Source organism: Planococcus sp. APC 3900, from assembly GCF_030407735.1.
Lineage (GTDB): Bacteria > Bacillota > Bacilli > Bacillales_A > Planococcaceae > Planococcus > Planococcus notacanthi.
In genome coordinates, this window is the sequence record NZ_JASDCT010000008.1 from 14,884 (window position 1) to 39,485 (window position 24,602).

The 24,602-nt window shown below is 45.8% G+C and carries 23 protein-coding genes; 10 read left to right on the plus strand and 13 right to left on the minus strand.

The genetic code is table 11. The annotated features are described in order from the left end of the window. Nucleotides 1–21: 21 nt before the first annotated feature. The 7 genes from cshA to QMA04_RS15045 form a co-directional block, all read right to left on the minus strand. Nucleotides 22–1,536 (minus strand): degradosome RNA helicase CshA, encoded by a 1,515-nt coding sequence (cshA, locus tag QMA04_RS15015; RefSeq protein WP_191715572.1) that lies wholly within the window; start codon nucleotides 1,534–1,536, stop codon nucleotides 22–24. A gap of 334 nt (nucleotides 1,537–1,870) precedes the next feature. Then, nucleotides 1,871–2,569 carry an alpha/beta hydrolase gene (locus tag QMA04_RS15020; RefSeq protein ID WP_191715609.1) on the minus strand — a complete coding sequence of 233 codons (699 nt, stop codon included), beginning with the start codon at nucleotides 2,567–2,569 and terminating at the stop codon, nucleotides 1,871–1,873. Between the two features lie 86 nt (nucleotides 2,570–2,655). Next, nucleotides 2,656–4,014, minus strand: coding sequence for a UDP-N-acetylmuramoyl-tripeptide--D-alanyl-D-alanine ligase (locus QMA04_RS15025; protein ID WP_191715571.1), 1,359 nt, complete (start codon nucleotides 4,012–4,014; stop codon nucleotides 2,656–2,658). Nucleotides 4,015–4,027: 13 nt separating this feature from the next. Beyond that, a complete protein-coding gene (locus QMA04_RS15030; protein WP_191715570.1) occupies nucleotides 4,028–5,098 on the minus strand; it encodes a D-alanine--D-alanine ligase in 1,071 nt (356 codons plus the stop codon). A 73-nt stretch (nucleotides 5,099–5,171) separates the two neighbouring features. Beyond that, nucleotides 5,172–5,489 carry a DMT family transporter gene (locus QMA04_RS15035; RefSeq protein ID WP_191715608.1) on the minus strand — a complete coding sequence of 106 codons (318 nt, stop codon included), beginning with the start codon at nucleotides 5,487–5,489 and terminating at the stop codon, nucleotides 5,172–5,174. Then, nucleotides 5,489–5,836 carry a DMT family transporter gene (locus QMA04_RS15040; protein WP_191715569.1) on the minus strand — a complete coding sequence of 116 codons (348 nt, stop codon included), beginning with the start codon at nucleotides 5,834–5,836 and terminating at the stop codon, nucleotides 5,489–5,491. The genes QMA04_RS15035 and QMA04_RS15040 overlap by 1 nt, the downstream gene beginning before the upstream one ends. Nucleotides 5,837–5,923: 87 nt before the next feature. Beyond that, nucleotides 5,924–6,694, minus strand: coding sequence for a hypothetical protein (locus QMA04_RS15045; RefSeq protein WP_191715568.1), 771 nt, complete (start codon nucleotides 6,692–6,694; stop codon nucleotides 5,924–5,926). A 159-nt stretch (nucleotides 6,695–6,853) separates the two neighbouring features. Here QMA04_RS15045 and QMA04_RS15050 point away from each other — a divergent pair, with 159 nt between their 5' ends. Further along, nucleotides 6,854–8,035 carry an FtsW/RodA/SpoVE family cell cycle protein gene (locus tag QMA04_RS15050; protein ID WP_191715567.1) on the plus strand — a complete coding sequence of 394 codons (1,182 nt, stop codon included), beginning with the start codon at nucleotides 6,854–6,856 and terminating at the stop codon, nucleotides 8,033–8,035. A gap of 30 nt (nucleotides 8,036–8,065) precedes the next feature. On the opposite strand, the gene QMA04_RS15055 is transcribed toward QMA04_RS15050, so the two are convergent. Next, entirely contained in the window at nucleotides 8,066–8,206 is a 141-nt protein-coding gene (locus QMA04_RS15055; RefSeq protein ID WP_191715566.1) for an Lmo0850 family protein, read from the minus strand. A 232-nt stretch (nucleotides 8,207–8,438) separates the two neighbouring features. Here QMA04_RS15055 and QMA04_RS15060 point away from each other — a divergent pair, with 232 nt between their 5' ends. The 4 genes from QMA04_RS15060 (at nucleotide 8,439) to QMA04_RS15075 (ending at nucleotide 12,759) form a co-directional block, all read left to right on the plus strand. Beyond that, nucleotides 8,439–8,762 (plus strand): metal-sensitive transcriptional regulator, encoded by a 324-nt coding sequence (locus QMA04_RS15060; RefSeq protein ID WP_191715565.1) that lies wholly within the window; start codon nucleotides 8,439–8,441, stop codon nucleotides 8,760–8,762. A 16-nt stretch (nucleotides 8,763–8,778) separates the two neighbouring features. Then, complete coding sequence (copZ, locus tag QMA04_RS15065; RefSeq protein ID WP_191715564.1) at nucleotides 8,779–9,000, plus strand: copper chaperone CopZ; 222 nt, start codon at nucleotides 8,779–8,781, stop codon at nucleotides 8,998–9,000. 76 nt (nucleotides 9,001–9,076) lie between these two features. Further along, nucleotides 9,077–11,464, plus strand: a complete 2,388-nt coding sequence (locus tag QMA04_RS15070; protein ID WP_290186733.1) for a heavy metal translocating P-type ATPase — start codon at nucleotides 9,077–9,079, stop codon at nucleotides 11,462–11,464. A gap of 113 nt (nucleotides 11,465–11,577) precedes the next feature. Then, nucleotides 11,578–12,759: an MFS transporter gene (locus QMA04_RS15075; protein WP_290186735.1), complete on the plus strand. Its 1,182-nt coding sequence runs from the start codon at nucleotides 11,578–11,580 to the stop codon at nucleotides 12,757–12,759. 557 nt (nucleotides 12,760–13,316) lie between these two features. Here QMA04_RS15075 and QMA04_RS15080 read toward each other — a convergent pair. From QMA04_RS15080 to QMA04_RS15090, 3 genes are all read right to left on the minus strand, one after another. Then, complete coding sequence (locus QMA04_RS15080) at nucleotides 13,317–13,637, minus strand: DUF5658 family protein (RefSeq protein ID WP_191715561.1); 321 nt, start codon at nucleotides 13,635–13,637, stop codon at nucleotides 13,317–13,319. A gap of 412 nt (nucleotides 13,638–14,049) precedes the next feature. Further along, nucleotides 14,050–14,907 carry an SDR family oxidoreductase gene (locus QMA04_RS15085; protein ID WP_191715560.1) on the minus strand — a complete coding sequence of 286 codons (858 nt, stop codon included), beginning with the start codon at nucleotides 14,905–14,907 and terminating at the stop codon, nucleotides 14,050–14,052. 93 nt (nucleotides 14,908–15,000) lie between these two features. Beyond that, nucleotides 15,001–16,293, minus strand: coding sequence for an MFS transporter (locus QMA04_RS15090; protein WP_290186737.1), 1,293 nt, complete (start codon nucleotides 16,291–16,293; stop codon nucleotides 15,001–15,003). A 115-nt stretch (nucleotides 16,294–16,408) separates the two neighbouring features. On the opposite strand from QMA04_RS15090, the gene QMA04_RS15095 reads away from it, so the two are divergent. Beyond that, complete coding sequence (locus QMA04_RS15095; protein ID WP_290186739.1) at nucleotides 16,409–17,632, plus strand: helix-turn-helix domain-containing protein; 1,224 nt, start codon at nucleotides 16,409–16,411, stop codon at nucleotides 17,630–17,632. A 13-nt stretch (nucleotides 17,633–17,645) separates the two neighbouring features. On the opposite strand, the gene QMA04_RS15100 is transcribed toward QMA04_RS15095, so the two are convergent. Both QMA04_RS15100 and QMA04_RS15105 read right to left on the minus strand, forming a co-directional pair. Further along, the gene (locus QMA04_RS15100) at nucleotides 17,646–19,199 is read right to left on the minus strand and encodes a GNAT family N-acetyltransferase (RefSeq protein ID WP_290186741.1); all 1,554 of its coding nucleotides are present in this window, start codon (nucleotides 19,197–19,199) and stop codon (nucleotides 17,646–17,648) included. A 17-nt stretch (nucleotides 19,200–19,216) separates the two neighbouring features. After that, entirely contained in the window at nucleotides 19,217–20,332 is a 1,116-nt protein-coding gene (locus QMA04_RS15105; protein WP_290186743.1) for an NAD(P)/FAD-dependent oxidoreductase, read from the minus strand. A 170-nt stretch (nucleotides 20,333–20,502) separates the two neighbouring features. Between QMA04_RS15105 and QMA04_RS15110 the strand changes: the two genes are divergently transcribed. From QMA04_RS15110 to QMA04_RS15125, 4 genes are all read left to right on the plus strand, one after another. Next, complete coding sequence (locus QMA04_RS15110) at nucleotides 20,503–21,348, plus strand: MBL fold metallo-hydrolase (RefSeq protein ID WP_191715555.1); 846 nt, start codon at nucleotides 20,503–20,505, stop codon at nucleotides 21,346–21,348. Nucleotides 21,349–21,603: 255 nt separating this feature from the next. Beyond that, on the plus strand, nucleotides 21,604–22,866 hold the full coding sequence (locus QMA04_RS15115; RefSeq protein WP_290186745.1) for a glycosyltransferase: 1,263 nt from the start codon (nucleotides 21,604–21,606) through the stop codon (nucleotides 22,864–22,866). Continuing rightward, a complete protein-coding gene (locus QMA04_RS15120) occupies nucleotides 22,829–23,530 on the plus strand; it encodes an HAD-IIB family hydrolase (protein ID WP_290186747.1) in 702 nt (233 codons plus the stop codon). Before QMA04_RS15115 ends, QMA04_RS15120 begins: the two co-directional genes overlap by 38 nt. A 187-nt stretch (nucleotides 23,531–23,717) precedes the next feature. After that, the gene (locus QMA04_RS15125; protein ID WP_191715552.1) at nucleotides 23,718–24,548 is read left to right on the plus strand and encodes a squalene/phytoene synthase family protein; all 831 of its coding nucleotides are present in this window, start codon (nucleotides 23,718–23,720) and stop codon (nucleotides 24,546–24,548) included. Nucleotides 24,549–24,602: the final 54 nt, after the last annotated feature.

A 24,602-nucleotide genomic window follows, 5' to 3' on the forward strand; every position in this document is an offset into this window, starting at 1 on the left:
ACACCCTTGAAATAATCGGTATTAAGATTCGCTGCGGCGAGTTGTACGTCCTGGACGTCCGCCACCGCTTCCGCCTTCACGGCGACGGCTTGCGCCTGAGCTTGCTCCACGGCTTGAAGATGGGCGTGCTGATGAAGAACGGTTGCCTTTATAGCCGCCGCCTCCGCCACTGCGTCCGCTTCCGCCTTTACCTTTATATCCGCCGCCTCCGCGTGATGGCAAAGGACGTTCTTCGGAAATAGAGACTGGAACATCTTCCGGTTCTTTAGTCATTGTTTTAATTGCAGCAGCAACTAAGTCAACAGCGTCAAAGTTTTCCAGCATTTTAGCCGCAAATTCACGGTAATCGCCTAGATTGTTTTTCTCTGTCATTTCTTGCAATTGCTCCATAGCAACGCGTTTTTGGCCAAGTACAGCCTCATCAGCAGTTGGAGGAACTAAAGCTTCCATTTTTTTCTTAGTTGTACGTTCAACGATGCCCAAGTAGCCCATTTCACGAGGTGTTACAAACGTGACTGCGACTCCTTTTTTACCTGCACGGCCAGTACGGCCGATACGGTGAACATAGCTTTCAGGATCTTGTGGAATATCAAAGTTGTATACGTGTGATACGCCTGAGATATCCAGTCCACGAGCTGCTACGTCTGTTGCAACTAGGATGTCGATTTTGCCTGCTTTGAACTGTTTCAAAACTGACATACGTTTTGCTTGGCTCAAGTCGCCATGAATTCCTTCTGCAAGGTATCCACGGATGTTCAAAGCTTTAGCTAATTCGTCAACACGGCGTTTTGTACGTCCGAAAATGATTGCCAGTTCAGGCTGTTGAACATTCAAAAGACGTGAAAGAATGTCGAATTTTTCGCGTTCTACTGATTTAACATAGAATTGCTCAATGTTTTCAACAGTCATTTCTTTTGATTTGATTTTAACGATTTCAGGAGTTTTCATGAATTTCTCTGCAATACGGCGGATTGCATCCGGCATAGTCGCTGAGAACAACAATGTTTGGCGAGTATCAGGAACACTTGCCATGATTGTTTGAATGTCTTCGATAAAGCCCATGTTCAACATTTCGTCTGCTTCGTCAAGGATCAATGTGTTTACATTATCCAATTTAAGAGTACGGCGGTTGATATGGTCTAATAGACGTCCTGGAGTACCAACGATAATTTGCGGGCGGTTTTTAAGTGCACGGATTTGTCGGCTTATTTCTTGGCCGCCGTATACTGAAAGAATACGCACGTTTTTATCTTGGCCCAATCTGTAAAGTTCTTCAGAAACCTGGATTGCCAATTCGCGTGTTGGTGCGATGATCAATCCTTGAACATTACCGTCTTTAGTGTCGATTTTTTCAATCAAAGGAATCCCGAAAGCGGTTGTTTTACCAGTACCGGTTTGTGCTTGTCCAATGATGTCCTTGCCTTCCATTCCAAGACGGATTGTGCCCTCTTGAATCGGTGTTGCTTCTTCAAACCCCATACGTTTTACGGACTTTAAAGTTGTTTCGCTGATATTTAACTCTGAAAATTTAACCAAATTTTTTCAATCTCCTTTTGTCTTCATCTTATTTACAAATGGTGTACATTTTAGATGAATTAGTGACAAGGTCGAGCCTTTATGAGGAAGTTTCACGTCGAAAATCATACTCTGTAGTTTTAAGTCAGAGGGGATGTGTGAACAGGAAAAGCTCGGGCTTTGCCGAGCGGTCTGATCGGCGGGTGTTTGATGCCCTATCTATAGAACAAACCGTTTTGCTCAAAAAAATACTCTTCACAGGGAAGAGTGTTTCAAAAATGTATCCATTGCTTTCAAAAGAATAACACGTATCCCCTCTATTTGCAATCAATACACAAAGGTTCTAATAATCAGTTTAATCTGCGCCTTTATTCATAAACTCCAAAACTTCTCTAAACCAATCGTCGCAATCATCGCTGTAGCAGATCAGATGCTTCCCCGTTTCCGAGTGGATCATGTGTTTTTCAGCCGACCCGATATGATCGTAGATGAAATCCGCTGCTGAAGCCGGGACAACACTATCCTTGCCGCCTTGGACAATACAAACCGGAACTTTGATCTTATCGTAATAGGGCTGGACCATCTTTACTACACGCAGAAATTCGACAGCTGAACTGATGGGCGTATTCATCAGCTTGTATTCGTAAAGATGAAAAGATGCATTTTCCGCAATTTTTCCGGCTAGCACATCTCTCATAGCATCCTGCACTTCTACAAAAATTTGCGCCGGACTAATATATTTGGCAGCGGCACTCAGCAGGACCAGCCGGTCCACCTTGTAGCGCATCGCCAAATACATAGCGATCAACCCGCCCATCGAGAATCCGACAACAATAATACGATCCGCGACTTTCTTCAATCTTTTTAACGCAAGTTCCGCTTCCATCATCCAGCTTTCAGCTGAAATGCTCTTTAATGCCAGCTTTTCACCATGCCCTGGAAGCGTCGGTATTTCTACGATCCAATCGGTTTGATCAACCAAAAAATCAGCAAATGGTTCAACTTCAAACGGACCTCCTGTAAAACCGTGGATACAAAGAACGCCGGTCTTCAAATCATTTCCCTCTTTTCGCTGCTTGCCCATAGCTAATGGAGCAGGCTGCGCTTTTTTATTCGCCATCAACGGCATTGCTGCAGACATTATTGAGCAGTAAACGGTTCAATGACATTCTCCAAAGCCATGCCACGCGAGCCTTTCACTAAAATGACCGCATCATTATTGATGTATTTTTTCAAAAAGTCGACAATCGGTGCGTAATCATTTTCGCTCCAGATCAATTTGCCTCCATAGACAGGCTTCAACTCATCGTAAAGCCACTTCATACGTGGGCCATACAAACAGACACCTTTTAAGTTATCGGAAATGTATTTACTGAGCCCTTCGTGATAGCTTTGCTCGTCATCTCCAAGTTCAAGCATATCGCCAAGGACAATCCATTTTTTATCTTTCATCGTCGTTTCGCGAATGAAATTCAAAGCTGCTTTCATTGATGAAGGTGCAGCGTTATAAGCATCATTTATAAAAATGGCGCCATTGTCCGCTTGGATCATCTGCATACGCATATCCGTCAATACCGCATCCTTCAAGGATTTACGAATTTGTTCTTCTGACAATCCAGCTTCCAGAGCGATCAAAATGGCTGCTAAGGTGTTTTTCACCTGGTGCTCACCTAAAACCGGAATTGTGAAAGCTGCATCTATAATTCCGCTCACCATAAAGCTGCTGCCATTTTCGGTAGCTTTGATGTCCGTCACCGTCAACTCGTTATTGTCATCGAATCCGAACGAAACGCCTTGGGGGAAGTCTTCCATAAACGGCTTCAGCAAAGGCTCATCGCCGTCATAGAAAAGCTTTCCATGCTGTTGAAGCCCTGCAGTGATTTCGAATTTTGCTTCTGCAATGCCTTCACGCGATCCCAAGTCCTGCAAATGCGCCTCACCGATGTTGGTGATGATTGCATAATCAGGTCGAGCTAATTCAGATAAGAATTCTATTTGCCCTTTGCCGCTCATCCCCATTTCCAGAACGGCGACTTTCGTGTCTTCGTCCAATGACAGGATGGTAAGCGGCAAACCCAACTCGTTATTGAAGTTGCCTTGTGTTTTTTGCACTTTGAAATAAGGTTTCAAAACGCTTGCCACCAAATCTTTTGTCGATGTCTTGCCGTTTGAACCGGTGATTCCGATTACGATCGCCGACAGCTCGTCGCGGTATGCGCGGGCCATTTCCTGCAACGCAACTTCGCAATCATCGACAAAAAGCAAAGGCAGATCATCCGGTGCTCCTGGTTCATCACGTTGCCACAGGGAAGCAGACGCCCCCAGTTCGATGGCTGAACGGACGTATTTATGCCCATTCACTTGTTCGCCACGGAAAGGAATGAACAGATCACCCGGTTTAAGTGTTCTTGTGTTGATCGAAACCCCTGTAACGTCCAGACCTTTTAAATTCGTTTTGATATCCAGCCATTTGGCTACTTGCTCAATCTTTTTTTTCATTTGGCTTCTCCACTCAATCTATTTTAACTTGAAGTAATTGTTTTTCTTCGTGCCGTTCAATCGCCAAAGAAACGAGGCGTTCGATTAATTGTGGATACGGAAGCCCCGTATTCTCCCATAGCAACGGGAACATGCTGTAAGGCGTGAAGCCTGGCAATGTATTGACTTCATTGATCAGGATTTCATTGGCCTCTGTCACAAAAAAGTCCGCACGGACAAGTCCTGAACAATCTAAGATCTTAAAGGCTTTTTTAGCATCTTCTTCCAGCTTCGCATAGACCGTTTCGTCCAATTCAGCTGGTATGACCATCGCCGTATTGCCATCTTTGTATTTTGCCTGGTAATCATAGAAAGCTTTCAATGGTTTGATTTCGCCGGCTACTGAGCATTCAGGCTCGTCGTTTCCAAGTACGCCAACTTCGATTTCACGGGCAACCACGCCCTGTTCCACCACGATTTTACGGTCATACTTAAGCGCTTCTTTGACTGCAGCAACCAATTCTTCCCGGTTATCCGCTTTGCTGATTCCGACACTCGACCCCAAATTCGCAGGTTTGACGAAAACCGGCCAAGCCAGTTCCGCTTCTACTTTCTCTACCCAAAAATCCTGATTCGTTTCCCAGTCTCTTCTAATAAAGTACACATAAGGAGTCTGGTTCAAACCTGCCTGCTCGAACAATTGCTTCATCACTACTTTGTCCATACCAGCCGAAGAAGCCAGGACACCGTTTCCGACGTAAGGAAGATTCATCACTTCCAGCAATCCTTGAACAGTGCCGTCCTCCCCGTTCGGTCCATGCAATAAAGGAATAATGACATCCAATGCTTTATCGCTTTGCAATGGAAGGAAGCTCGAAATGTCATTCGGCTTGGAAAGATCGCCAGCCAATTGAAGCTGTTCAATCGTTTCCGCCATTTTTTCAAGGCGTTCCCCTTTTCTCCATTCGCCGTCATGCGTAATGTAGATTGGGTAAACTTCGTACGCATCAAAATCAAGTGCTTTTGTAACTGCCAAGGCTGTGGACAGAGAAACTTCATGCTCTGCCGATTTGCCTCCATATAATAAACCAATTCTTTTTTTCATCAAAGAAACCTCATTTCATTTTCCATATTGCTTAGTTTATCACGAACCTACGGTGACTAATAATTTTTTCCTGTCAGCCGCCGAATATTTTCAGACCGGCTACACCTGCAATGATGCAGGACAGGAAAAACATTTTCGCCGGTTGCCGGCTTTCTTTAAAGAACAGCATGCCGACCAAGACACTGCCCGCCGCTCCAATGCCGGTCCATACAGCATAGCCTGTCCCCAATGCAATCGTCGTCAAAGCGAGGGACAGCAAATAAAAGCTGAGTGCACCAGATAAAATGGTCAAGACTGTATAGAATTTCACTTTAAAACCATCCGATAATTTCATTGTGGTGACAAAAGCCACTTCAAATAATCCAGCGGCAATCAAAATCAACCAAGCCATCATGATTCCACGCCCTTACCGGAAGCTTCTTTTCCATCCATTACCTTTAAACCGATGATTCCGAACAGCAGCAAGCCTAAAAAGAACAGCTTTTCCAAACTTGCATTCTCATCAAATAACCAAATGCCGAGAACCGCCGTGCCTGCAGCCCCAATGCCTGTAAAAACCGCATAAGCTGTACCGATGGGAATGGTCTTCATGGCTATAGCGAACAGCAGAAAGCTGATGACAATAAAAATCAATGTGACAATAGAAGGAACAACATTCGTAAAACCATCAGCCAGTTTCAAGCCGATCGCCCAAATAATTTCCGTTATCCCTGCAATCATAAGGTAAATCCAAGCCATCTAATTGCCTTCTTTCATTTGCAGATTACGTTTTCTCTGACCGCGGGCTTATTGTCAGCCCAAAAAAATAATACCTGTTTCCAGGTATCATTGCCACACTTTCTGTTTTCTGTCATAAATGATTTTTCGCGAAATCCCTTGTTTGGTGTATTCCTCGATGTCGGACCAGAATTCATCCAAAAAGGAAATCTCCTCGACCGGCCGGATATGCAACTCGATTGTATTTTTTGTTTTTTCGGGGTCCACCAATGAAATGAGTACGCCTTCTCTGTAATTCTTTTTCAAGGATTTCAGGATGTCGGTAGGCAATTCAGGAATCAGGTCTTTTGATTTTCGGCGCCAAAAATTTTGTCCGTTTTCTTCGCGCCGAATCAAATACGTAAAATAATTTCCGACAAGCTCATTCAGGCGTTCTAAATTGCGGAAGTATATTTTTGTGGTTTCTTCTTCTTCGCTGGACAGATAGACAAATTCATTTTGCAGCGTGGCATAGAACGGCGATTTAACCGGTTCTTTTTTATGGCCGATATACAGCAATTCCGCTTGTTCTTGAGGCGTCAGGGAGTTCAATTGTTTTTCGTTTTTAAAATCGACCCAGCAGAACTCGCTTTTTTTGTTTGCACGTGCTTTCCGCAGCTGCCCAAACTCTTCTTGCGTAGCAAATTCCATATGGGTATGCATGTTGAAAGAGGCATCTTCATACGGGTGCTTCAACAATAACAGGTTTTTAGGCAATTTCATGGCGTCCAAAAAATGGGCGAAGGTAAGTCCACTGAATAAGGCAAAATGATCGGATTCGTTCAAATAAATATATAAATGCTGTATGTAAGCATCCGCGTTCAGCGGTTTCTTCACCATATCCCCACCTCCATTCCATTTTCTATTATACGTCCAAAATGAGTAAATATGAAACATCTCTGCTCTAATTGCGTCATTACTTTTGTCATGCGCATATTACAGATTTATACGTTATAATATAGTGCGACTCATAATAATAAAAAGTACAGGTGAAAATACATGCAAACTAACAAAAGCTTCACCGACCGAATCGATTGGTCGCTGGCTTTCATTTTATTCCTCTTCTTCATCGTCAGTTTAGTGGCTATTTCTTCTGCCCAGACTTCAGGGCAATATTTAACGAATTTTGTTCCGCGACAAGCTTTATTTTACATTATTTCTGTGGGCATGATTGGCGTTTTAATGTATTTCGATCCTGAACAATATAAGAAAATGGCTTATTATTTATACGGCTTCGGCATCTTGCTGCTGATCCTGTTGATGATATCGCCAGACGGTGTCGGTCAGATCGCCGAACCGGTCAACGGCGCCAAAGCATGGTTCCATACGCCATTCGTCAATATCCAGCCAGCGGAGTTCATGAAAACCTTCTATATATTGGCATTGGCAAAAATGATTTCTTCCCATCACGAGCAAAACCTGCTGAAAACCATCAAATCCGACTTTTATTTACTCGGAAAAATCGCTCTTTGTGTAGGGATTCCGCTCGGTTTTATCCTGCTTCAGCCCGACCTTGGTACTGCACTCGTGTTTATTGCCATTACATTGGCTATCGTCGTTGTTTCAGGAATCTCCTGGAAGATCATTGTACCAAGTTTCGGAGGAGTCGCGGTCATCGGCGGATTACTGTTATGGATGACCATCAACGCACAAGACTTCCTGTCCAATGCTTTTGGGTTAAAACCTTATATGTTCGAACGAATTTATACGTGGCTTGATCCCTATTCCTATGCGGAATCCGGTGGATATAACCTGATTGCTGCGATGAATGCCATCGGTTCAGGAGAAGTCTTCGGCAAGGGTTACCAAGGGCGCCAAGTTTACGTTCCAGAAAACCATACGGACTTTATCTTTACTGTTATATCGGAAGACTTCGGATTTATCGGAGCCAGCGCAGTGATTATCCTGTTCTTCATGTTGATCTATCATTTGACCAAAATCACCTTGCAGTTTAAAGATACATTCAGCACTTATGTATGCGCAGGAATCATCGCCATGGTGACGTTCCACGTATTCCAGAACATCGGAATGACTATCCAGCTTTTGCCGATTACAGGAATTCCTTTGCCTTTCATCAGTTACGGAGGCAGTTCATTGATCGGGAATATGCTGGCGCTTGGAATTGTCTTCAGTATGAAGTTCCATCATAAGAACTATATGTTCGATAAAAATAAAAAATAAAAAACTCCGACGCCGTGCGTCGGAGTTTTATTATTGTTGAGACTGCGCTTGAATCGGTTGAGGCAAGGCAATCGCTTTTATTAATTCCACGCGAGATTTTGTGATTTTTGCTTGGATTCCCAGTTTCGATAAATTTGAAACAATGCTGCGAACATCTACATTTTTCGCCATCCATATCACCTCTTTGTCATTTCTAGTACTTATAAAGACGTATTTCAAACTGCCATGTTCACAGGCAGAAGTATTATTGTTGACTTTTCTGTGTCTATGCATATAATACCATCATTTCAGGATTTTAAACTTATCATTTTGATGACAAATAATAAGGATGTGTAAATCTCTTGATTCACATACCCCTGTGAGGTATAATCGAATTAGAAATTAAGTATGGGAGGATCTTCAGATGAGCGAATTGATCGAAGAAACCATTGCACTCGATGCATCTTGCCGAAAAAGCCATCATCCTCCTTCTGTGAAACGCGATTTGACCACTCGGCTCAATCGTGTGGAAGGCCAGATCCGGGGCATAAAAGGTATGATAGATAAAGATGTTTATTGTGATGATATCATCACGCAGCTCGCGGCTACTCAGTCAGCATTGAACAGTGTCACGAAAGTGCTGCTTGAAGGCCATCTAAAAGGCTGTGTCAAAGATCGCCTTGAAAATGGCGAAGAAGAAGTTTTGGACGAACTGTTAGTCACGATTCAAAAAATGATGCGTAAATAACAAGGAGGAATTCATTTTGAAAGAACAAATCAACTTGCAAGTCAGCGGCATGTCATGCCAACATTGTGTCAGCTCAGTAAAAGACAGCGTGATGGCATTGCCAGGAATCGATAAAGTAGAAGTTTCTTTGGAAAATGGTTCAGTAGATATCGCTTATGACGCTTCCGCAGTGGAAGTTAGCCAAATTGCAGAAGCAATCGAAGATCAAGGATACGATGTAGCTACTTTAAGTGAATAACTGCGGAAACGCAGTTATTTTTTTGAAAATAATATACCCCCATTAGGTATATGCCGATGGAAAAGGTGGGATTGTGATGAGTACTAAACAAACGGAAGTGGCCATTACCGGTATGACCTGTGCTGCCTGCGCCAACCGCGTAGAGAAAGGCCTCCAAAAATTACCCGGCGTTTCAGCAGCCAGCGTCAATTTTGCTACCGAAAAAGCATCTGTAGTCTACGATGATGAACAGGCCTCGATGACCGATATGCAGAAGAAAGTGGAGCAATTGGGCTATGGTGTCCAACAGGAAGAAATCGATTTTTCAATCCAAGGCATGACGTGCGCCAATTGTTCTGCCCGCATTGAAAAAGTATTGAATAAAATGGAGGGCGTTCAACTGGCCAACGTTAACTTGGCAATGGAAACCGGTCATGTTTTGTATAATCCCGGCACCGTCACTCCAGAAGATTTTGTTAAGCGGATCCAATCGCTCGGCTATGACGCAGTCCTTAATCAGGAAAGCGATGAAGCAACGGACCATAAACAACAGGAAATAAAAAAGAAAACCCGTTTGTTCTGGATTTCAGCTGTCCTCTCCTTTCCATTGCTGTGGACCATGTTCAGCCATTTCTCTTTTACATCCTGGATGTATGTACCGGATATCCTCATGAATCCACTCGTGCAGTGGGCGTTGGCTACACCAGTCCAATTTTGGATAGGCGCTTCTTTCTATAAAGGTGCGTATTTTGCTTTAAAAAACAAATCAGCAAATATGGATGTCCTGGTCGCACTCGGAACATCCGCTGCTTACTTCTATAGCGTCTACCTGGTTTTAGCCAATTGGAATATGGGCCATAATATGGGATTGTACTTCGAAACCAGCGCTGTCCTGATCACGTTGATCATTTTAGGAAAAGTTTTTGAAGCAAGAGCCAAAGGACGTTCTTCCGATGCCATTAAAAAGCTGATGAAGCTGCAGCCGCAGCATGCATTAGTTGAACGCGGCGATGATTTCATCAGTTTGCCGATTTCCGAAGTTAAAACTGGAGACATCCTGCTGATTAAACCGGGTGCATCCATCCCGGTTGATGCCGCCGTCCTTTCCGGCAACTCAGCTGTTGATGAATCCATGTTGACCGGTGAAAGCTTGCCGGTCGATAAGGAACAAGGCGATGCCGTCTTTGCGGCCACCGTTAATTCCAATGGTTCTTTGCGTGTACGTGCCGATAAAATTGGAAAAGATACCGTCTTGTCAAACATCATCCGCGTCGTCGAACAGGCGCAAGGTTCCAAAGCACCAATCCAACGGCTCGCTGATCAGATTTCCAGCATCTTCGTTCCGATTGTTGTGGGAATTGCCATTATCACGTTCATGGTTTGGTATTTCCTAGTTGCACCCGGCAATTTTGCGGCTGCCCTTGAAAGCACCATTGCAGTGCTGGTCATCGCCTGCCCTTGCGCACTTGGTTTGGCAACACCAACTTCAATCATGGCGGGATCCGGACGAGCTGCTGAACAAGGCGTTTTGTTTAAAACAGCCGAATCCCTGGAAAATACGAAGCATATCGATACCATTGTCTTGGATAAAACAGGCACCATCACCAATGGCCGTCCAGTGGTAACGGACTTTATCCCAGCAGATGGATTTGATCTGGAAAACTTAAAAAACCTGGCAGCCAGTGCCGAAAGCCAATCTGAACACCCTGTAGCTCAAGCTATTTCCGAATTTGGCGAAGCTAACTTGAATGTCGATTCTTTCAAAGCGGTGCCCGGACACGGCATCCGTGCTGTGGTTAGTGGCCATGAAGTGGTCATGGGCAATCGCCGTTTGATGGACGGGCATGCAGTAGATGAAACCAAAGCTGAAGCGATGGAACGGGATGGCAAAACCGTTATGTTCATGGCAGTTGATGGACAGTATGTCGGCTTGATCGCCGTTGCTGACACCATCAAGGAAACAGCGAAGCAAGCGATTCAGGAAATGAAGAACATGGGACTTCACGTGGTCATGCTTACTGGAGACCAAGAACGGACAGCTTTAGCCATCGCCAAACAAGTCGGAATCGATGAAGTATTTGCCGGCGTCCTGCCTGCCGAAAAAGCGGATGTCGTTTTGAAACTCCAAGGCCAAGGCCGCCGCGTCGCCATGGCAGGCGATGGATTGAATGATGCTCCTGCGTTAGCAAGCGCTGATGTCGGCATGGCGATGGGCACAGGAACAGCCATCGCCATGGAAGCTGCTGATATTACTTTGATGCAGGGCGATTTATTGAGAGTGGTCGATGCGGTACAGATGAGCCGGTTGACCGTCCGGAATATTAAACAGAACCTATTCTGGGCCCTTGCTTACAACACCATCGGCATCCCGATTGCCGCAGCCGGTTTTCTGGCTCCATGGCTTGCTGGTGCAGCGATGGCGTTCAGTTCCGTATCGGTTGTCATGAATGCTTTGCGCCTCCAGCGGGTAAAATTGAATAAATAATGATGAAGCGCTAAGAGGCCCAGAAATGGGCCTCTTTTTTATGTCATTGTCCTAACGTTGAAACAAGGGTAAAATGAGGGCATATTCTTTTGAGAAAGCAGGAATTCCTTATTATGAAAAAAACTATTCTACTTCTGATGTCTGTCCAGTTTTTCGTTTACCTGGGATTCGGCATTATCATACCTATTTTACCCGAAGTCATCGTCCAGCAAGGATACTCGGAAATTCACGTTGGTGGCTTGATCACTATTTATGCGTTGTCTTCCTTTTTCACAGCGCCGCTTTGGGGCAAGCTATCTGATAAAACCGGCCGCAAGAAACTGATTCTTCTAGGCTTGGCCGGATTCAGCTTGAGCTTCTTCCTGTTTTCGCTTTTTCTTGATAACCTCGTGCTGCTTTATGCTTCACGAATTGTCGGCGGTCTGTTCTCTGGCGCACTGTATACAGCTGTTACCGGTTATGTAGCAGATATCACAACAAATGAAGAGCGCAATAAATACATGGGCCTGCTTGGCATGTCCATCGGCCTCGGCTTTATTTTCGGACCTGCAATCGGCGGTCTGCTGGGAGCCGTGTCGCTGTCCTTGCCATTTACGGCTTCCGCAGTTCTGATCTTATTGCTGATGGGTTATGCGAGCCTGGTTTTAAAAGAACCGGTCCGCAAAGGTGAAGCGGTGAAGCGTGCCCTTTTGCCCAAAGGCTCCAGTACGCTTTGGCAATTCCGCATCCGTTATCTGTTCCTGTTTTCTTTCATGGTGACGTTTCTGCTCGCGGGATTGGAATCGACTTTTCAATTATTTCAAATCGATCAAATTGAAATCACGCCGCTTCAACTTGGTTATTTGTTTATGGCCAGCGGATTTGTGGATGCTGCCATCCAAGGCGGTGTCGTTCGCCGCATTAAAGACGGCACCGAAACGAAATGGATCATCGGCGCACAAGTCGTCACCGCTCTTGGATTGGTGATTCTTCCCTTTACCAGCAGCCTGGTCTTTGCCGGTGTTGCACTCAGTATCTTTACGGCTGGAAATGCGTTGGCACGGACAGCATTAGTATCGTTGACATCAAAAGAATCGGGCGGCAAATACGGCACAGCTGCAGGCATGACGTATTCCATGGACAATCTCGGCCGCATCATCGGCCCGTTGTCCTTCACCTGGCTCTTGACCATCCAAGCTGGCAGTATCTATTATTTATCTGCAGCCTTGGCCATCGCCAGCATTCTCTTGATTGTTCTCTACAAAGCTTCCAATAAAACTTTGCGCACGACCGAAAAAGCCGGCGCCCCTGTTTAAATGGACAGCCGCTTTATTTACCACAATAAAGAAAAGGCATCGCTTTCCGCGACGCCTGAGCTTGTAGACAAAAGAATATTTATGTTATTTCTAGAATGAATAGCCGAACGGGCATCGTTATGCCGGATCCTGCGCTCCAGACGGACGCTTTCCGCGGACGAAGCGCTGAGCCTCCTCGTCGCAAGCTCCTGCGGGGTCTCATCACTCCGTTCTTCCGCAGGAGACGCCGCCTTGCGCTACGGATCTTTGTATGAAGGAGTTATCAAGTTTATTGAGACGATGGTTTGCGGATCCTGACTAGCAAGCCCTTTTCTTTGATTGGAGCTGCACGTCCCCGATCGGGCTGACCACCGAGACTCCTGTGGGACAGCGGAAGCTGAAGACCCCGCAGGAACGCAGTGACGAGGAGACTGAAGCTGAGCCCATGGAACGCGAAGTGGCCGGACCGATTGGGGGGTATGCACCACTATTCATTTTGTAAAGACTTTGTCTTCAGTCTGAGGCGTCGCTTTCCGCGACGCCTTTTTTTATGTTCAATAGCTAGCGGATCTGATCTGTCAGGTAAATAAAATCAATAGCCAGAATAAATGAAGAAGGAGTATGAGGGAGTAAAGTGTATTGACTAAAATGAGGGTGTAGCGCCAGTTGCGGGATTGTATGCGGACAAACGGTGTATACAGAAAGCCGAATAGGCACAGGGACAACAGGAATTTAGTCACCAGGAGAGCCAGTGGAGAAAAGGAAGCCAGCAGTGGGTTGGCCTCTGTAATGGCGCCAAAAGAAAGGCCCATATACGTCAAAAAGCCATCAAGGAAATTCAAAATCACCAAACTCCAAATATGCTTTTTCAACGGCGTACTCCGCTCTTCCGTCCCCATACTCGACACCTCCCCTTTTTAACCGGCTGTGTATCCTTAGTAATGGGCTACCCACAAAAGAGGTGTTCTAGACAATAATCATAGGTATTTAATAATATATATTTTCGGTTTTGATAGATTCTAAAAAGAAGCGCATAAAAATAGGTCTGCATCTGAGAAGATGCAGACCTATTTTTTTACACGGTGCTTATAGTGGGCGGAGCTGTGCGGTAGCTTCCGCTTTTCTTCATTGTCCAGACTCCAGCTGCCAGCTCCTCGGGTCGTAAGCCACTCTGGCTATGCGGCAAAGTACGACGCTTCGCCAGATCGTCTTACGCCTGTCGGAGGCTCGCAGGATGCGAGTCAGCTAACCGTTGCGACACGACGTCGCGCTCTTAGGTTAGCTTCTGCTATTGGCAGCTTCCGCTTTTCCTTAGTAAGGTGATCCTCCGTTTATGTGCAGGACCTGGCCAGTTACGTAAGAGGAGTCGTCGGATGCCAGGTAGACATAGCCGGGCGCCAGTTCGTCCGGTTGTCCCGGGCGCTGCATCGGCGAGTCGCTGCCAAACCCTTCTACCGTTTCTGCATCAAAAGATGCCGGAATCAGCGGGGTCCAGATAGGTCCCGGCGCTACGGCATTGACTCGGATTCCTTCTTTTACAAGTGAGCCTGACAACGCGCGTGTAAAAGCCAGGATGGCTCCTTTGGTCGAGGAATAATCGATCAACGTCGGCTCTCCGCGAAAAGCTGTAATGGATGTCGTATTGATAATGGATGCGCCAGCCTTCAGATGATCCAGTGCGGCTTTTGTCAGGTGGAACATACTGAATACATTGGTGCGGAATGTCCGCTCTAACTGCTCGGCAGTAATATCCTTCAAAGATTCCTGGACATGCTGTTCTGCTGCGTTATTGACCAGGATATCCAATTTTCCGAATTCATCGACCACTCTTCCGACCGCTTCTTGGCAGAAGGATTCATCTCCCAAATCTCCTGAAATCAACAGGCAACGGCGTCCTTCCTGTTCGACAAATTTCTTCGTCTCTTCAGCATCCTCGTGTTCATCCAGATAAGCAATTGCCACATCTGCTCCTTCTTTAGCGAAAGCAAGCGCAATTGAACGGCCGATTCCGCTATCGCCACCGGTTATTAAAGCTGTCTTATTCGGCAGCCGCTGTGCCTGTCCGGCCAAATTTCCTTTAAAATCAGGTTTCGGCTCCATTTCCGATTCAAATCCCGGTTGCCGTTCCTGTTCCTGCGCGGGTATATTTTCAGGTTTATTTTTCTCCATTTTATCCCTCCAACTATTTATTTCAGATTGTTTTACGTTTTTCCCTTATTCTTACAAAATAAACCTGCCAATAAAAAACCAGAACTTCTGTTTTCACAGAGGTTCTGGCTGATTTGAAAGATTCTTTTGCAGCTCCGGATGGGCTTCCTTAAGAACGGACGGGCGCATCAAGTATCCGGTTAACACAATAAGGCAAAAGCTGCTTGCCCCTACCACATATTCTGCCGGCACCACATCATACAGCAAGCCGAATAAAAGATAACCGAGCGGCATCATAGCCATCGCCATCAATTCGAGAATGCCGAAAACACGACCGCGGTATTCCTCATCCACATCTTTCTGCATCATGACACCAATCGGCGTGTTGACAAACACGTTTGTCATACCGAAAGTCAGCATGAGCAACAGGAAATAAACGACCATTACCCCATAGGACATGCCAACAATTAAAGGAATTGCCATCCCCGCAAGCAACACGGACATCCCCAGTATTCCCCTCTTAGCAAACAGCAAAGGAAATCTCACTTCCTTGCTGATTGAAAAATAGATGGAAGCTGCCAGCATCCCTACTGCGATCATCGCTTCAATCATCCCAAAATGCGTGGCTTTTACATTTAATTGCTGAACTGCGATAAAGGGCAAACCGATCATCATAGAGGAGAAAAAGAAATTGATGCCAATAGCAACCGTTACAATAACGGTTATGACGCGATTGGATTTTAAATAAGAGAATCCTTCTTTCATTTCTGTCAGCATGGTCTTTGTCGCTTCGCCTACTGCTCGTTCAGCGCGGACGGTGTACAACTTGAAGTTCATTGTCGACTCCAGCAGAACCGCAATCGCATAAGCTGACACTTGGATCATTAAAAAGACATTCATCGAAACAAATCCAAAGAGCATGCCACCGACCACCGGCCCACCGATTGCAGCGATGGAAATCGCTGATTGGTTAAAGCCCATTGCCCGTTGGATTCGGTCTGGGTCAATCAGATTGGCGATTGAAGAAGAAAATGTGACACCGGTAAACATAGAACTGATGGACAGCAGCGCAGTCGTTGTGTAAATGGCCGTCAGTGACAAGCCATTCAGCAGGCTGTAAATGAGCAATCCTGCAACTGATAACATACTGACCACTTGAGACAGAACGACGATGGTTTTTTTCGAATACTTATCTGCAGCATATCCGGCAAAAGGCGCCATTAGCGATCGCGGCAAAATGCTGCAGATCAAATTAATCGCGAAGCTCGCAGCTGATCCAGTTAACGCCAATACATATAAACTGATGCCAAATGCGTAGACAGAACTGCCGAATGTCGAAATCAACTTGCTGGCTGTAAACGTATACAGATGATAACTTGCTTGTTTGATGCGCGCTGCCTCATTCATTCTTTTCCACTCCCCAGTGAAAGTTTAATATAATTAAACAAAATATAACACGAGAAAACTAGCATTGCAAGAAAAAGTTTAATATAATTAAACTACCGAAAGGACAGGTGAGTGAATGGCTACTTTGGGTGAACGCATCCGGAATTTACGCAAGCAAAGAGGATTAACGCTGCAGGCTCTGGCAGGCGACCAACTGACAAAAGGCATGCTGAGTTTGATTGAAAACAATAAGGCAAACCCTTCAATGGAAAGCCTTGCTTATATAGCTGAACGCTTGGAAGTGGACCGAAACGAATTGTTGGAAGATATTCCGACGCACGAATTGCGGGATTTATTAAAAGAGATTGAACAGCTTTATACACAAGAAATGATCAGCGATAAACTAATCGTAAAGTACAAAAAAATTGTCGGCAAAATAAAACCTTATATCGGCAAACTGCCTTTTCGCTACGAATCTGCACGGCTCCTTGAAATCTACAGCCGCTGCAGCTACCATACCAAGCAGAATGATTGGCAAGCCTCTTTAGCACGGGCTGAAGAAATTTACGAAAGCCTGCACATGATCAATCAAAGTGCCGACCTTTACATTTTCCGGGCATTAATGGCTTTCACAGAACATCGCTATAAGGAAGCCCTGGCCATCATCCAGGAATCCCGGAGCACTTTTGAAGAACGCACCGGTATGTTGGATCCCTTGAAGAAATTGGATTTTGATTATTACGAGTCTATTCTTTACTCAGCTGTCGGAGATGGAGAAAACTCGAAACGTTTAATGGAAGAAGCCATCACTTACTCCAAAGAACAACAGCTGTTTTACCGAATTGATGCGCTTTATCGCTTGGCTGGGTTTCAGGCTATCTTGAACGGAGATATCGTCAATAAGGATTTCTACATTTCCAAGCTCCGCCTGTTCGCTGATTTTACCGATGACGAAGAAATCAACGCGGTTGCGGATGCCCTTGAAATCCATTACCTGAATTCTTTTGCTCACGACTACGAAAAAGCCATGGCTTTAGTTGAAAGGAACCTGGAAAAACATCCGGAAGACAGCATCTTTCTATTCGCATTGGAAAAAGGAAAAGCCTTATACGGGCTTGGACAGTTCGAAGATGCTTTGACATGGCTGAATAAACATAAGCTTTGGGAGTTCTTGCATCACCCTTATGATTTATCGGTTCATTATGAAAAAGACGCTTATCTGGCACTGGTTTATGCAGAGCTTGGCAAAAATGAATTGGCGCTAAAGCACGCCACAATCGCTAAAGAGCTGATCCAACCTATGCCCGATTCGCCTCACAAAATATTCATCTTCAAAGTTTATGAACAAGTGACCGCATAGCAAAAGCCCGCCATCAACTATGGCGGGCTTTTGCTGTTGTATGATAACGCTGATAACAATCGTGGAATTCCAGGAACTGCGCCCAGTCTTTTTCAAATTCCGGCTGGATGCAGGATACCTGGAAAAGACCCCGTTCCCTCAAATAACCACTTGCTGAATGAAGCTCAAATCCCGATAGATGGGCATCCTGAGCCAAAAATTCAGTGTTGGTTGTTGTCTGGAAAGTTCGGGATGTCGGGTAGCCGGCAGCCAGCACAGGCCAGTCCTTTGTATCTGCTTCCAGCTGCCTGAAGCGTCGCTCCAAAAGCTCCCAGCGCAAGGGGTAAGCACCTAATGCCCGCTTCAGGCTTTCCAGCAAACTGGCAGGAAACGTAAACGGGATATTGGCGAAATAAAGTCCCAAGTCCAAATAGCTCGGCAAGTTGGGATCCGGTTGAATCTCATGGTGGGCAAAGACGATGGCGATTCCACTCATTGTTCCGATGGCCTTGCCGCTTGCCGCGGTCGCCATCCAGACATTTTCCAACGAAAATGGCAATGCGCCAAAACTGCTGATACAGTCCAGACATAGCCGGATCTTCTGTTGTTTACAGACATTCGCCAACCGACGAAAATCGTTCAGTTGGCCGGTTGAGGTTTCACCATGAACCATCAGCACCCAGCCATAGCCTCCCGCTTCCAGCTGTTCCGCTATCATGTCAAAATCAAATGCCTGGCCCCAGACTTCTTCCTTCACTTTAAAATCCAAGTTGAGGCGTTCTGCCTGATTGGCCAGTCTCCTGCCAAATTCCCCGTTTACCAGAACCAGACCTTTAGCGTCCAGCCGCTTGATTTGTGAAAGCATCGCTTCATTGGCCAAGGTTCCGCTTCCAGCGAGCAAATAAGGCGTCGAGCCTGCCATGCCATAGAGCAAGCGGTCCACTTCCTTCCGAATGTTGTGGAAAGCCGCTGACCGGTGGGAAACCGGCGGTTGTTGAAAAGGTTCCCCCAGCTGCGCAGTTAATGCGACAGGTCCAGGGACGAACAACCGGCGTTTCACCTGCAGCCTTGCTGCGACAGAAGCGTTGTATTGGCTTACAGTGGTGACCATTGGAATAAAGATGGCTTCACCCTTTCCAACCGGATCCGCAAATGGCCGAAAACCCAATTGGCCATACAGCTTCAATTGCCGAGTCGTTCCGGAAATGACTGCCGAGTCAAAGCCCAGCTCCAGGCAGAAATCGGATAATGCGCTGGCTAAAAGGAAAAAGACACGGCCGTTGCGGTGTTCTTTACGGACTGCCAATAGGCGAATTTCACAGATGCGGCCGACGTCCGGCAATAATGCTTCAACTTCCCCGATTTTCAGATCCAGAGAAAAAGGACGCTCAGAACGCAGCGCAATCATACCCACAAGGTCCGTCCCCGACAATACAATCAAGTAGGTGTTCTGCTCATGGAAAGGATCGGTGCGCCTACCACTGGCATCCTTCTCATGTTGGGGAATCTCTTCGACAAAGGTTTCATAATTCAGGCGTGCGATCTCATCGAATTCCGCTTGTGTCCGGGCAATCTTGCACCAATACATAGCTGTCCGCCCCCTTTTCAGCTCTTGATTGCTTCTTCTACTTGATAAAGACTCAAATCGATATCAACAGGTTCCCCCAGCACCAGCTTTGCCAGTTGCTCTCCCAGGTAAGGTCCAGCGGTCAACCCTGAAGCTCCCAGCCCATTTGCTGCAAAAAAGTTGGGCTGTCCCGGCACTCGTCCGATAAAGGGCAAGGCACTTGTCGTTGCAGGGCGGAAGCCTGTAGCCGCTCCCGCGATTTCAGTCTCCGCAAGCCCTGGAGCTGCTTCTAATGTTTTATCGAGAATGTGGTGCATGCCGCCTGCCGTCAATTTCTCATTAAAACCGGCGCCATTTTCATGTGTGGCTCCTGCCACGATTCTTCCGTCATCAAAAGGGACGATGTATTGGCCGTAAGGAACCATTGCAACCGGCCAGTTGCCGGTCGGCTGTCCTTCCGCCTGCAAATGAAGGATTTGGGCTTTCTGAGGAACAATGTCCAAATCCAACCCCAAAGGCTTGAACAAGTCAGCTGCCCAGGCGCCTCCTGTTGAAGCGACCCGATCTGCCAGCAAACGTTCCCCGCCTATGGTGACCCCTATCACCTGCGATTCTTCGATAAGCAATTCCGCATTGCCTGTCAGGCGTCGCGCTCCCAGTTTTACAGCTGCTGAAATCAACGCATCGCGAATGGCATGGCCATCGACACGTGCAGCACCGCTGACCCACAACGAACCATATTCTTCCGTTGCAAACGGAAAGAGCTCTCTTGTTTCATCCGGCGACAACCGCTGGATGTCCCCCATTTCCGGTGCATCTACACGCCGTTCATGAGCTTTTTGCTCCATCTTATCCAGCTTGCTGTCTTCATGGATACTGACGATTCCCACTTGCTTATAACCCGTATCCGTTTCCCCTAAAGCTTCCAGCTCACGAATCAGTTCCGGATAATATTTGGCACCGCCCTTTGCCAGTCCGTACCACGCTTTGTTTCGCCGTTGCGAAATCCATGGACAGACAATTCCTGCCGCCGCTCCCGTAGCTTGCCCTTTGTCGCCCCGATCTATCAATAGTACTTGTGCTCCGGCTTTAGCCGCATGATATGCAGCAGAAGCCCCTAGTATTCCTGATCCAATAATAATCAATGATTTCATTTAAACACCCAGTTTCACAAAGACTTGTGTCTTCATTCTAATCCAGTAAGCAAGGAGACTCAAACCTATTCCATGAATTTGTCCGTCAACGGATTCAAATGTTAGTTTTTGGGGTAAAGCTTAACATACTAGAAAGTAAACGGAAGTTTTTAAGAGGAGGAATCAGTCTTATGGAAAGAAGTTCAGCAACTGAAAGCATTTTGCCTATGACGTCCATCCGAAGCGGATCGGGAATCGAAATGACCCCTGATGTTTACTGCTATACCGTACAAATCGCGAATGTCTTCTTTATCGGCAACCCCGAAGTCAGCAACGAATGGGTATTGGTCGATGCAGGCATGCCGCATTCCGCAAAAAAAATCCTCAAGGCGGCAGAGAACCGCTTTGGGCCTGACCATCAATTGAAAGCCATCATTTTAACCCATGGCCATTTTGATCATGTCGGCGGACTGATTGATATTCTGGAACAGTACAAAGTACCGGTTTACGCACATCCGCTTGAATATTCGTATTTGAAAGGCATCACCGACTATCCACAGCCTGATTCGTCTGTGGAAGGTGGCATGGTCGCAAAAATGTCGAAGATGTTCCCCGTTAAGGCCATCGATATCACGGCCCACCTTCATGAATTGCCTTCAGATGGCAGTGTGCCGGGTATGTCTGGCTGGCAATGGATCCATACGCCTGGCCATTCAGAAGGACACGTTTCCTTGTTCCGGGAACAAGGTCGCGTTCTGATTGCTGGAGATGCTTTTGTGACGGTTAAACAGGATTCCCTCTACAAAGTGATACGCCAGAAAAAAGAAGTTCACGGTCCCCCGGTCTATTTAACGACAAATTGGCGGGCTGCTTGGGAATCTGTCTGCAAACTGGCGGACCTCCAACCGTCTATCGCAGCAACTGGGCACGGCAAACCAATGAAAGGGGCGGCACTCGCCAAAGGATTGGTTTCACTCGCGGAAAACTTCCAGAAGACAGCGGTGCCTGCTTACGGAAAGTATGTCCATACAAAATAAAGAAAGTCTGTTACAGAGAGAAAAAAGGAATATCCCATGGAGCCATAGATTTAGTCAGTTATAGAAACAGCGCCATTCAATTTCCGGCAAAAACAGCGAGATTAACCCTCTGCTGTTTTTTGCTGATTTTCATGTTATCTTAAAAAAAGGAAAATTCGAAATACGATGTTTAACATTTATTTAATACGGGTATAACAGTAAAGCAGTCTCTGTTTTATTAGGGACATCAGGACGATGAAAAGGAGTTGAGCTCTGATGAGTAAAAAAGCATTATTTATTTCGGATCATGGCGATCCACTGGCTAAGTTAGGCGGAAAGCAAGCCGGCGGCCAAAATAATTACGTAAAACAACTAGCACTTGCATTAGAAGATAAAGGTTGGCAGGTAGATGTAGCAACTCATTGGTGCGATTCCTCAGCACCTCAAATAGAAGAATTCGGAAATTCATGCCGCGTCATTAGACTTGAGGCTGGACATAGAGGATTCGTTTCTAAGGACGAAATGTATTCTATGCTCCCTGCTTTTTACGAAGAGTTGAAGAGCATGGTAGATATTGATTCTTATGACATTGCCCATACCCATTACTGGTTATCAGGACTAATCGGGAAAAAATTGAAGAAAGACTTCGGTCTGCCTTATGTGCATACTGCGCATTCACTCGGCTGGGCAAAAGAAAAAGCAACGGGAGTCCATGACCAGCGCCGCATCAATGCGGAAAAAGCAATTTTAAAAAATGCTGATCAGGTCTTGGCCACTACCAACAACGAAAAGCAGCTGATTAAAAGATTTGTTGATTCTCCTTCTCCCATCAAAGTTATCCCCATCGGAGTGGACCAGGCATTTAAAGTGCGTGGCAACCGGGCGCATTTGCGCAAAAAATTTGGCTACAGCAATCCCCTCTTTGTCTTTGCCGGAAGATTGGAAGTAACCAAAGGCATTTTCACTTTGTTAAAAGCTTTTCAGTTGTTGGTGGAAAAAAATGATTCTTCTAATACTCCACATCTGGTTATTGCAGGAGGAGATGCAGAAGCTATTGACCTGGAAACTAAAATGCCTAGAGATAAAAAATTACGGGAAGCCGTTAGAGGCATCGAAGACATGGTAGAATTCATCGGGCCACAGTCTCAGGAACAGTTGGCGTTGCTATTCAATTCAGCTACAGCTACAATCGTACCAAGCTTCTACGAATCGTTTGGAATGGTTGCCGCGGAAGCCCAGGCTTGCGGCAGTCCGGTGATTGCATCAGATGTCGGCGGTTTGAAGAATGTTGTCCAAAACGGCGTTACCGGCTTACTGGTCGAAATAGAAAACGAAATCGATTTGGCGATCGCCATGGGTGTTTTATCAGCAAATACTCTTTTGACTGAACGTTTAAGCCGACAAGCGGTACAAATAGCCCGTAAAGACTTTGATTGGGACTCAATTTCCAATCGGATAAATTCATTGTATGAGGTGATCATTGGTGCACGGAGCAACGCATTTGTTAGCAACAGATTTGGACGGGACGCTGGTCGGTGATAAAGGCAATTTAAAAGCATTGCTGGACTTCTACGACAGCCAGACCTACAAGGTTTCACTGGTTTACATTACTGGGCGCTATTATGAATCCGCCTTGTCTTTGATAAAAGAAGAGAATTTACCAGTTCCTCACGTACTGGTTACAGACGTCGGGACTGGCATTTACACAGGCCAATCATTGGAAGCAGATTTGGAATGGGCAGAACAGCTGAAGGAAAGGTGGCAGCCTGAAAAAGTAAAGGAGATCGCCAAGCGCATACCTGGGCTGACTCCCCAAGATCTTCCTTTAACTAACCGCTGTTCTTATATCACGTCCGATTCCGCTGTTGTGGAAGCATTTCGCTCAGCACTGAATAGAGCCGAAATTCCACATAAACTCGTTTACAGCGGCGGCCGCGATGTCGATGTTCTTCCTCCAGGAAGCGGAAAAGGACAAGCCCTTCAATATATTCTGGACAAATACCAACTAGCCGAATCCAAATTGCTGGTAGCTGGTGATTCCGGAAATGACGTTGAAATGCTCACGATGGGTTTTCCATCTGTCATCGTCGGGAACGCTCAACCGGAATTGCTTGCACAAGCAGAACATCCATTCATTTACCGAGCCAAAGAAAAATATGCAGGAGGCATCTTGGAAGCCTGGAACCATTTCCATACCGACTGACCTTTCCCCTTACGAGCATGAAAAATGTGTTCAAAGGGGCTATTTTTTTATTCAAAAGTTGGCGTTTATGGGTAATCGTTTGTTTTTTCGCCTGTATGGTTTATATTTAGTAGGAAGCCATTTTTAGACCAGATAATTTTTGTACATAAGAAGAATAAACGTCAATCCACAACAGGAGGAAATTGAGATGAGCAAAGTTTCGAATTTACAGAAAGAGTCCTTGCTTATGCTGAAAGAAACAAGCCGGACCTTTTTCATCCCAATCAGCTTTTTGGAATCTACCTTAAAGAAAACAGTCGGTTCTGCTTATCTTTGTATGCGGGCGATTGATGAAATTGAAGACCATCCGGAGCTTGAAGATCAAGTGAAAATCAACCTGCTGCGCAGCATTCAAGAAATGCTGGCTACAGATTTTGATGAAATCCGCTACTTGGAACTCGTTTCTCCTTATGAAGCATCCCTGCCCCCTGTCACTATGCGTTTAGCTGACTGGATCAGTGTCTGCCCTGAAGAAATAAGAGGAAAAGTGATGGAGTCCACTGCCATCATGGCCGGGGGCATGGCCAAATGGGTTGAAAAGGACTGGGTTATCAAAACAAAAGAAGACCTGGATGAATATACGTATTATGTAGCTGGCCTTGTCGGAACGATGCTTTCGGATATCTGGCGCTGGTACGATGGAACAGAAACAAATGATGACCACGCCATTGCTTTCGGCCGTGGATTGCAAGCTGTCAACATGCTGCGCAATTACGATGAAGATTTCGAACGGGGCGTCACGTTTGTTCCTGAAGGCTGGACGCGCGAAGATATGTTCAACTACGCTAAAGACAATTTGGCAAAAGCAGACCTTTACGTCAAGCCGATCAAAAACAAACGAATTCTCATGTTCTGTAAAGTTCCGTTAGCTTTAGCCCATAGTACGTTGAAAGCATTGAAATCCGGAAAAGAAAAGATGAGCCGCCAGGAAGTCGAAGGCATCGTCGAACAATTGAAACAAGAAGAACGTTTAAGTTGATTTTTCCGGCCTCGCTTTATCAGGAGGCCGGTTTTTTTAAATCTTTTAGTTTTC

Coding starts and splice junctions, on each gene's coding strand:
- QMA04_RS15025 (WP_191715571.1), bottom strand. CDS start 4,014: ATGAAAAAAAAGATTGAGCAAGTAGCCAAATGGCTGGATATCAAAACG.
- QMA04_RS15030 (WP_191715570.1), bottom strand. CDS start 5,098: ATGAAAAAAAGAATTGGTTTATTATATGGAGGCAAATCGGCAGAGCAT.
- QMA04_RS15035 (WP_191715608.1), bottom strand. CDS start 5,489: ATGGCTTGGTTGATTTTGATTGCCGCTGGATTATTTGAAGTGGCTTTT.
- QMA04_RS15040 (WP_191715569.1), bottom strand. CDS start 5,836: ATGGCTTGGATTTACCTTATGATTGCAGGGATAACGGAAATTATTTGG.
- QMA04_RS15045 (WP_191715568.1), bottom strand. CDS start 6,694: ATGGTGAAGAAACCGCTGAACGCGGATGCTTACATACAGCATTTATAT.
- QMA04_RS15050 (WP_191715567.1), top strand. CDS start 6,854: ATGCAAACTAACAAAAGCTTCACCGACCGAATCGATTGGTCGCTGGCT.
- QMA04_RS15055 (WP_191715566.1), bottom strand. CDS start 8,206: ATGGCGAAAAATGTAGATGTTCGCAGCATTGTTTCAAATTTATCGAAA.
- QMA04_RS15060 (WP_191715565.1), top strand. CDS start 8,439: ATGAGCGAATTGATCGAAGAAACCATTGCACTCGATGCATCTTGCCGA.
- QMA04_RS15070 (WP_290186733.1), top strand. CDS start 9,077: ATGAGTACTAAACAAACGGAAGTGGCCATTACCGGTATGACCTGTGCT.
- QMA04_RS15075 (WP_290186735.1), top strand. CDS start 11,578: ATGAAAAAAACTATTCTACTTCTGATGTCTGTCCAGTTTTTCGTTTAC.
- QMA04_RS15080 (WP_191715561.1), bottom strand. CDS start 13,637: ATGGGGACGGAAGAGCGGAGTACGCCGTTGAAAAAGCATATTTGGAGT.
- QMA04_RS15085 (WP_191715560.1), bottom strand. CDS start 14,907: ATGGAGAAAAATAAACCTGAAAATATACCCGCGCAGGAACAGGAACGG.
- QMA04_RS15090 (WP_290186737.1), bottom strand. CDS start 16,293: ATGAATGAGGCAGCGCGCATCAAACAAGCAAGTTATCATCTGTATACG.
- QMA04_RS15095 (WP_290186739.1), top strand. CDS start 16,409: ATGGCTACTTTGGGTGAACGCATCCGGAATTTACGCAAGCAAAGAGGA.
- QMA04_RS15100 (WP_290186741.1), bottom strand. CDS start 19,199: ATGTATTGGTGCAAGATTGCCCGGACACAAGCGGAATTCGATGAGATC.
- QMA04_RS15105 (WP_290186743.1), bottom strand. CDS start 20,332: ATGAAATCATTGATTATTATTGGATCAGGAATACTAGGGGCTTCTGCT.
- QMA04_RS15110 (WP_191715555.1), top strand. CDS start 20,503: ATGGAAAGAAGTTCAGCAACTGAAAGCATTTTGCCTATGACGTCCATC.
- QMA04_RS15115 (WP_290186745.1), top strand. CDS start 21,604: ATGAGTAAAAAAGCATTATTTATTTCGGATCATGGCGATCCACTGGCT.
- QMA04_RS15125 (WP_191715552.1), top strand. CDS start 23,718: ATGAGCAAAGTTTCGAATTTACAGAAAGAGTCCTTGCTTATGCTGAAA.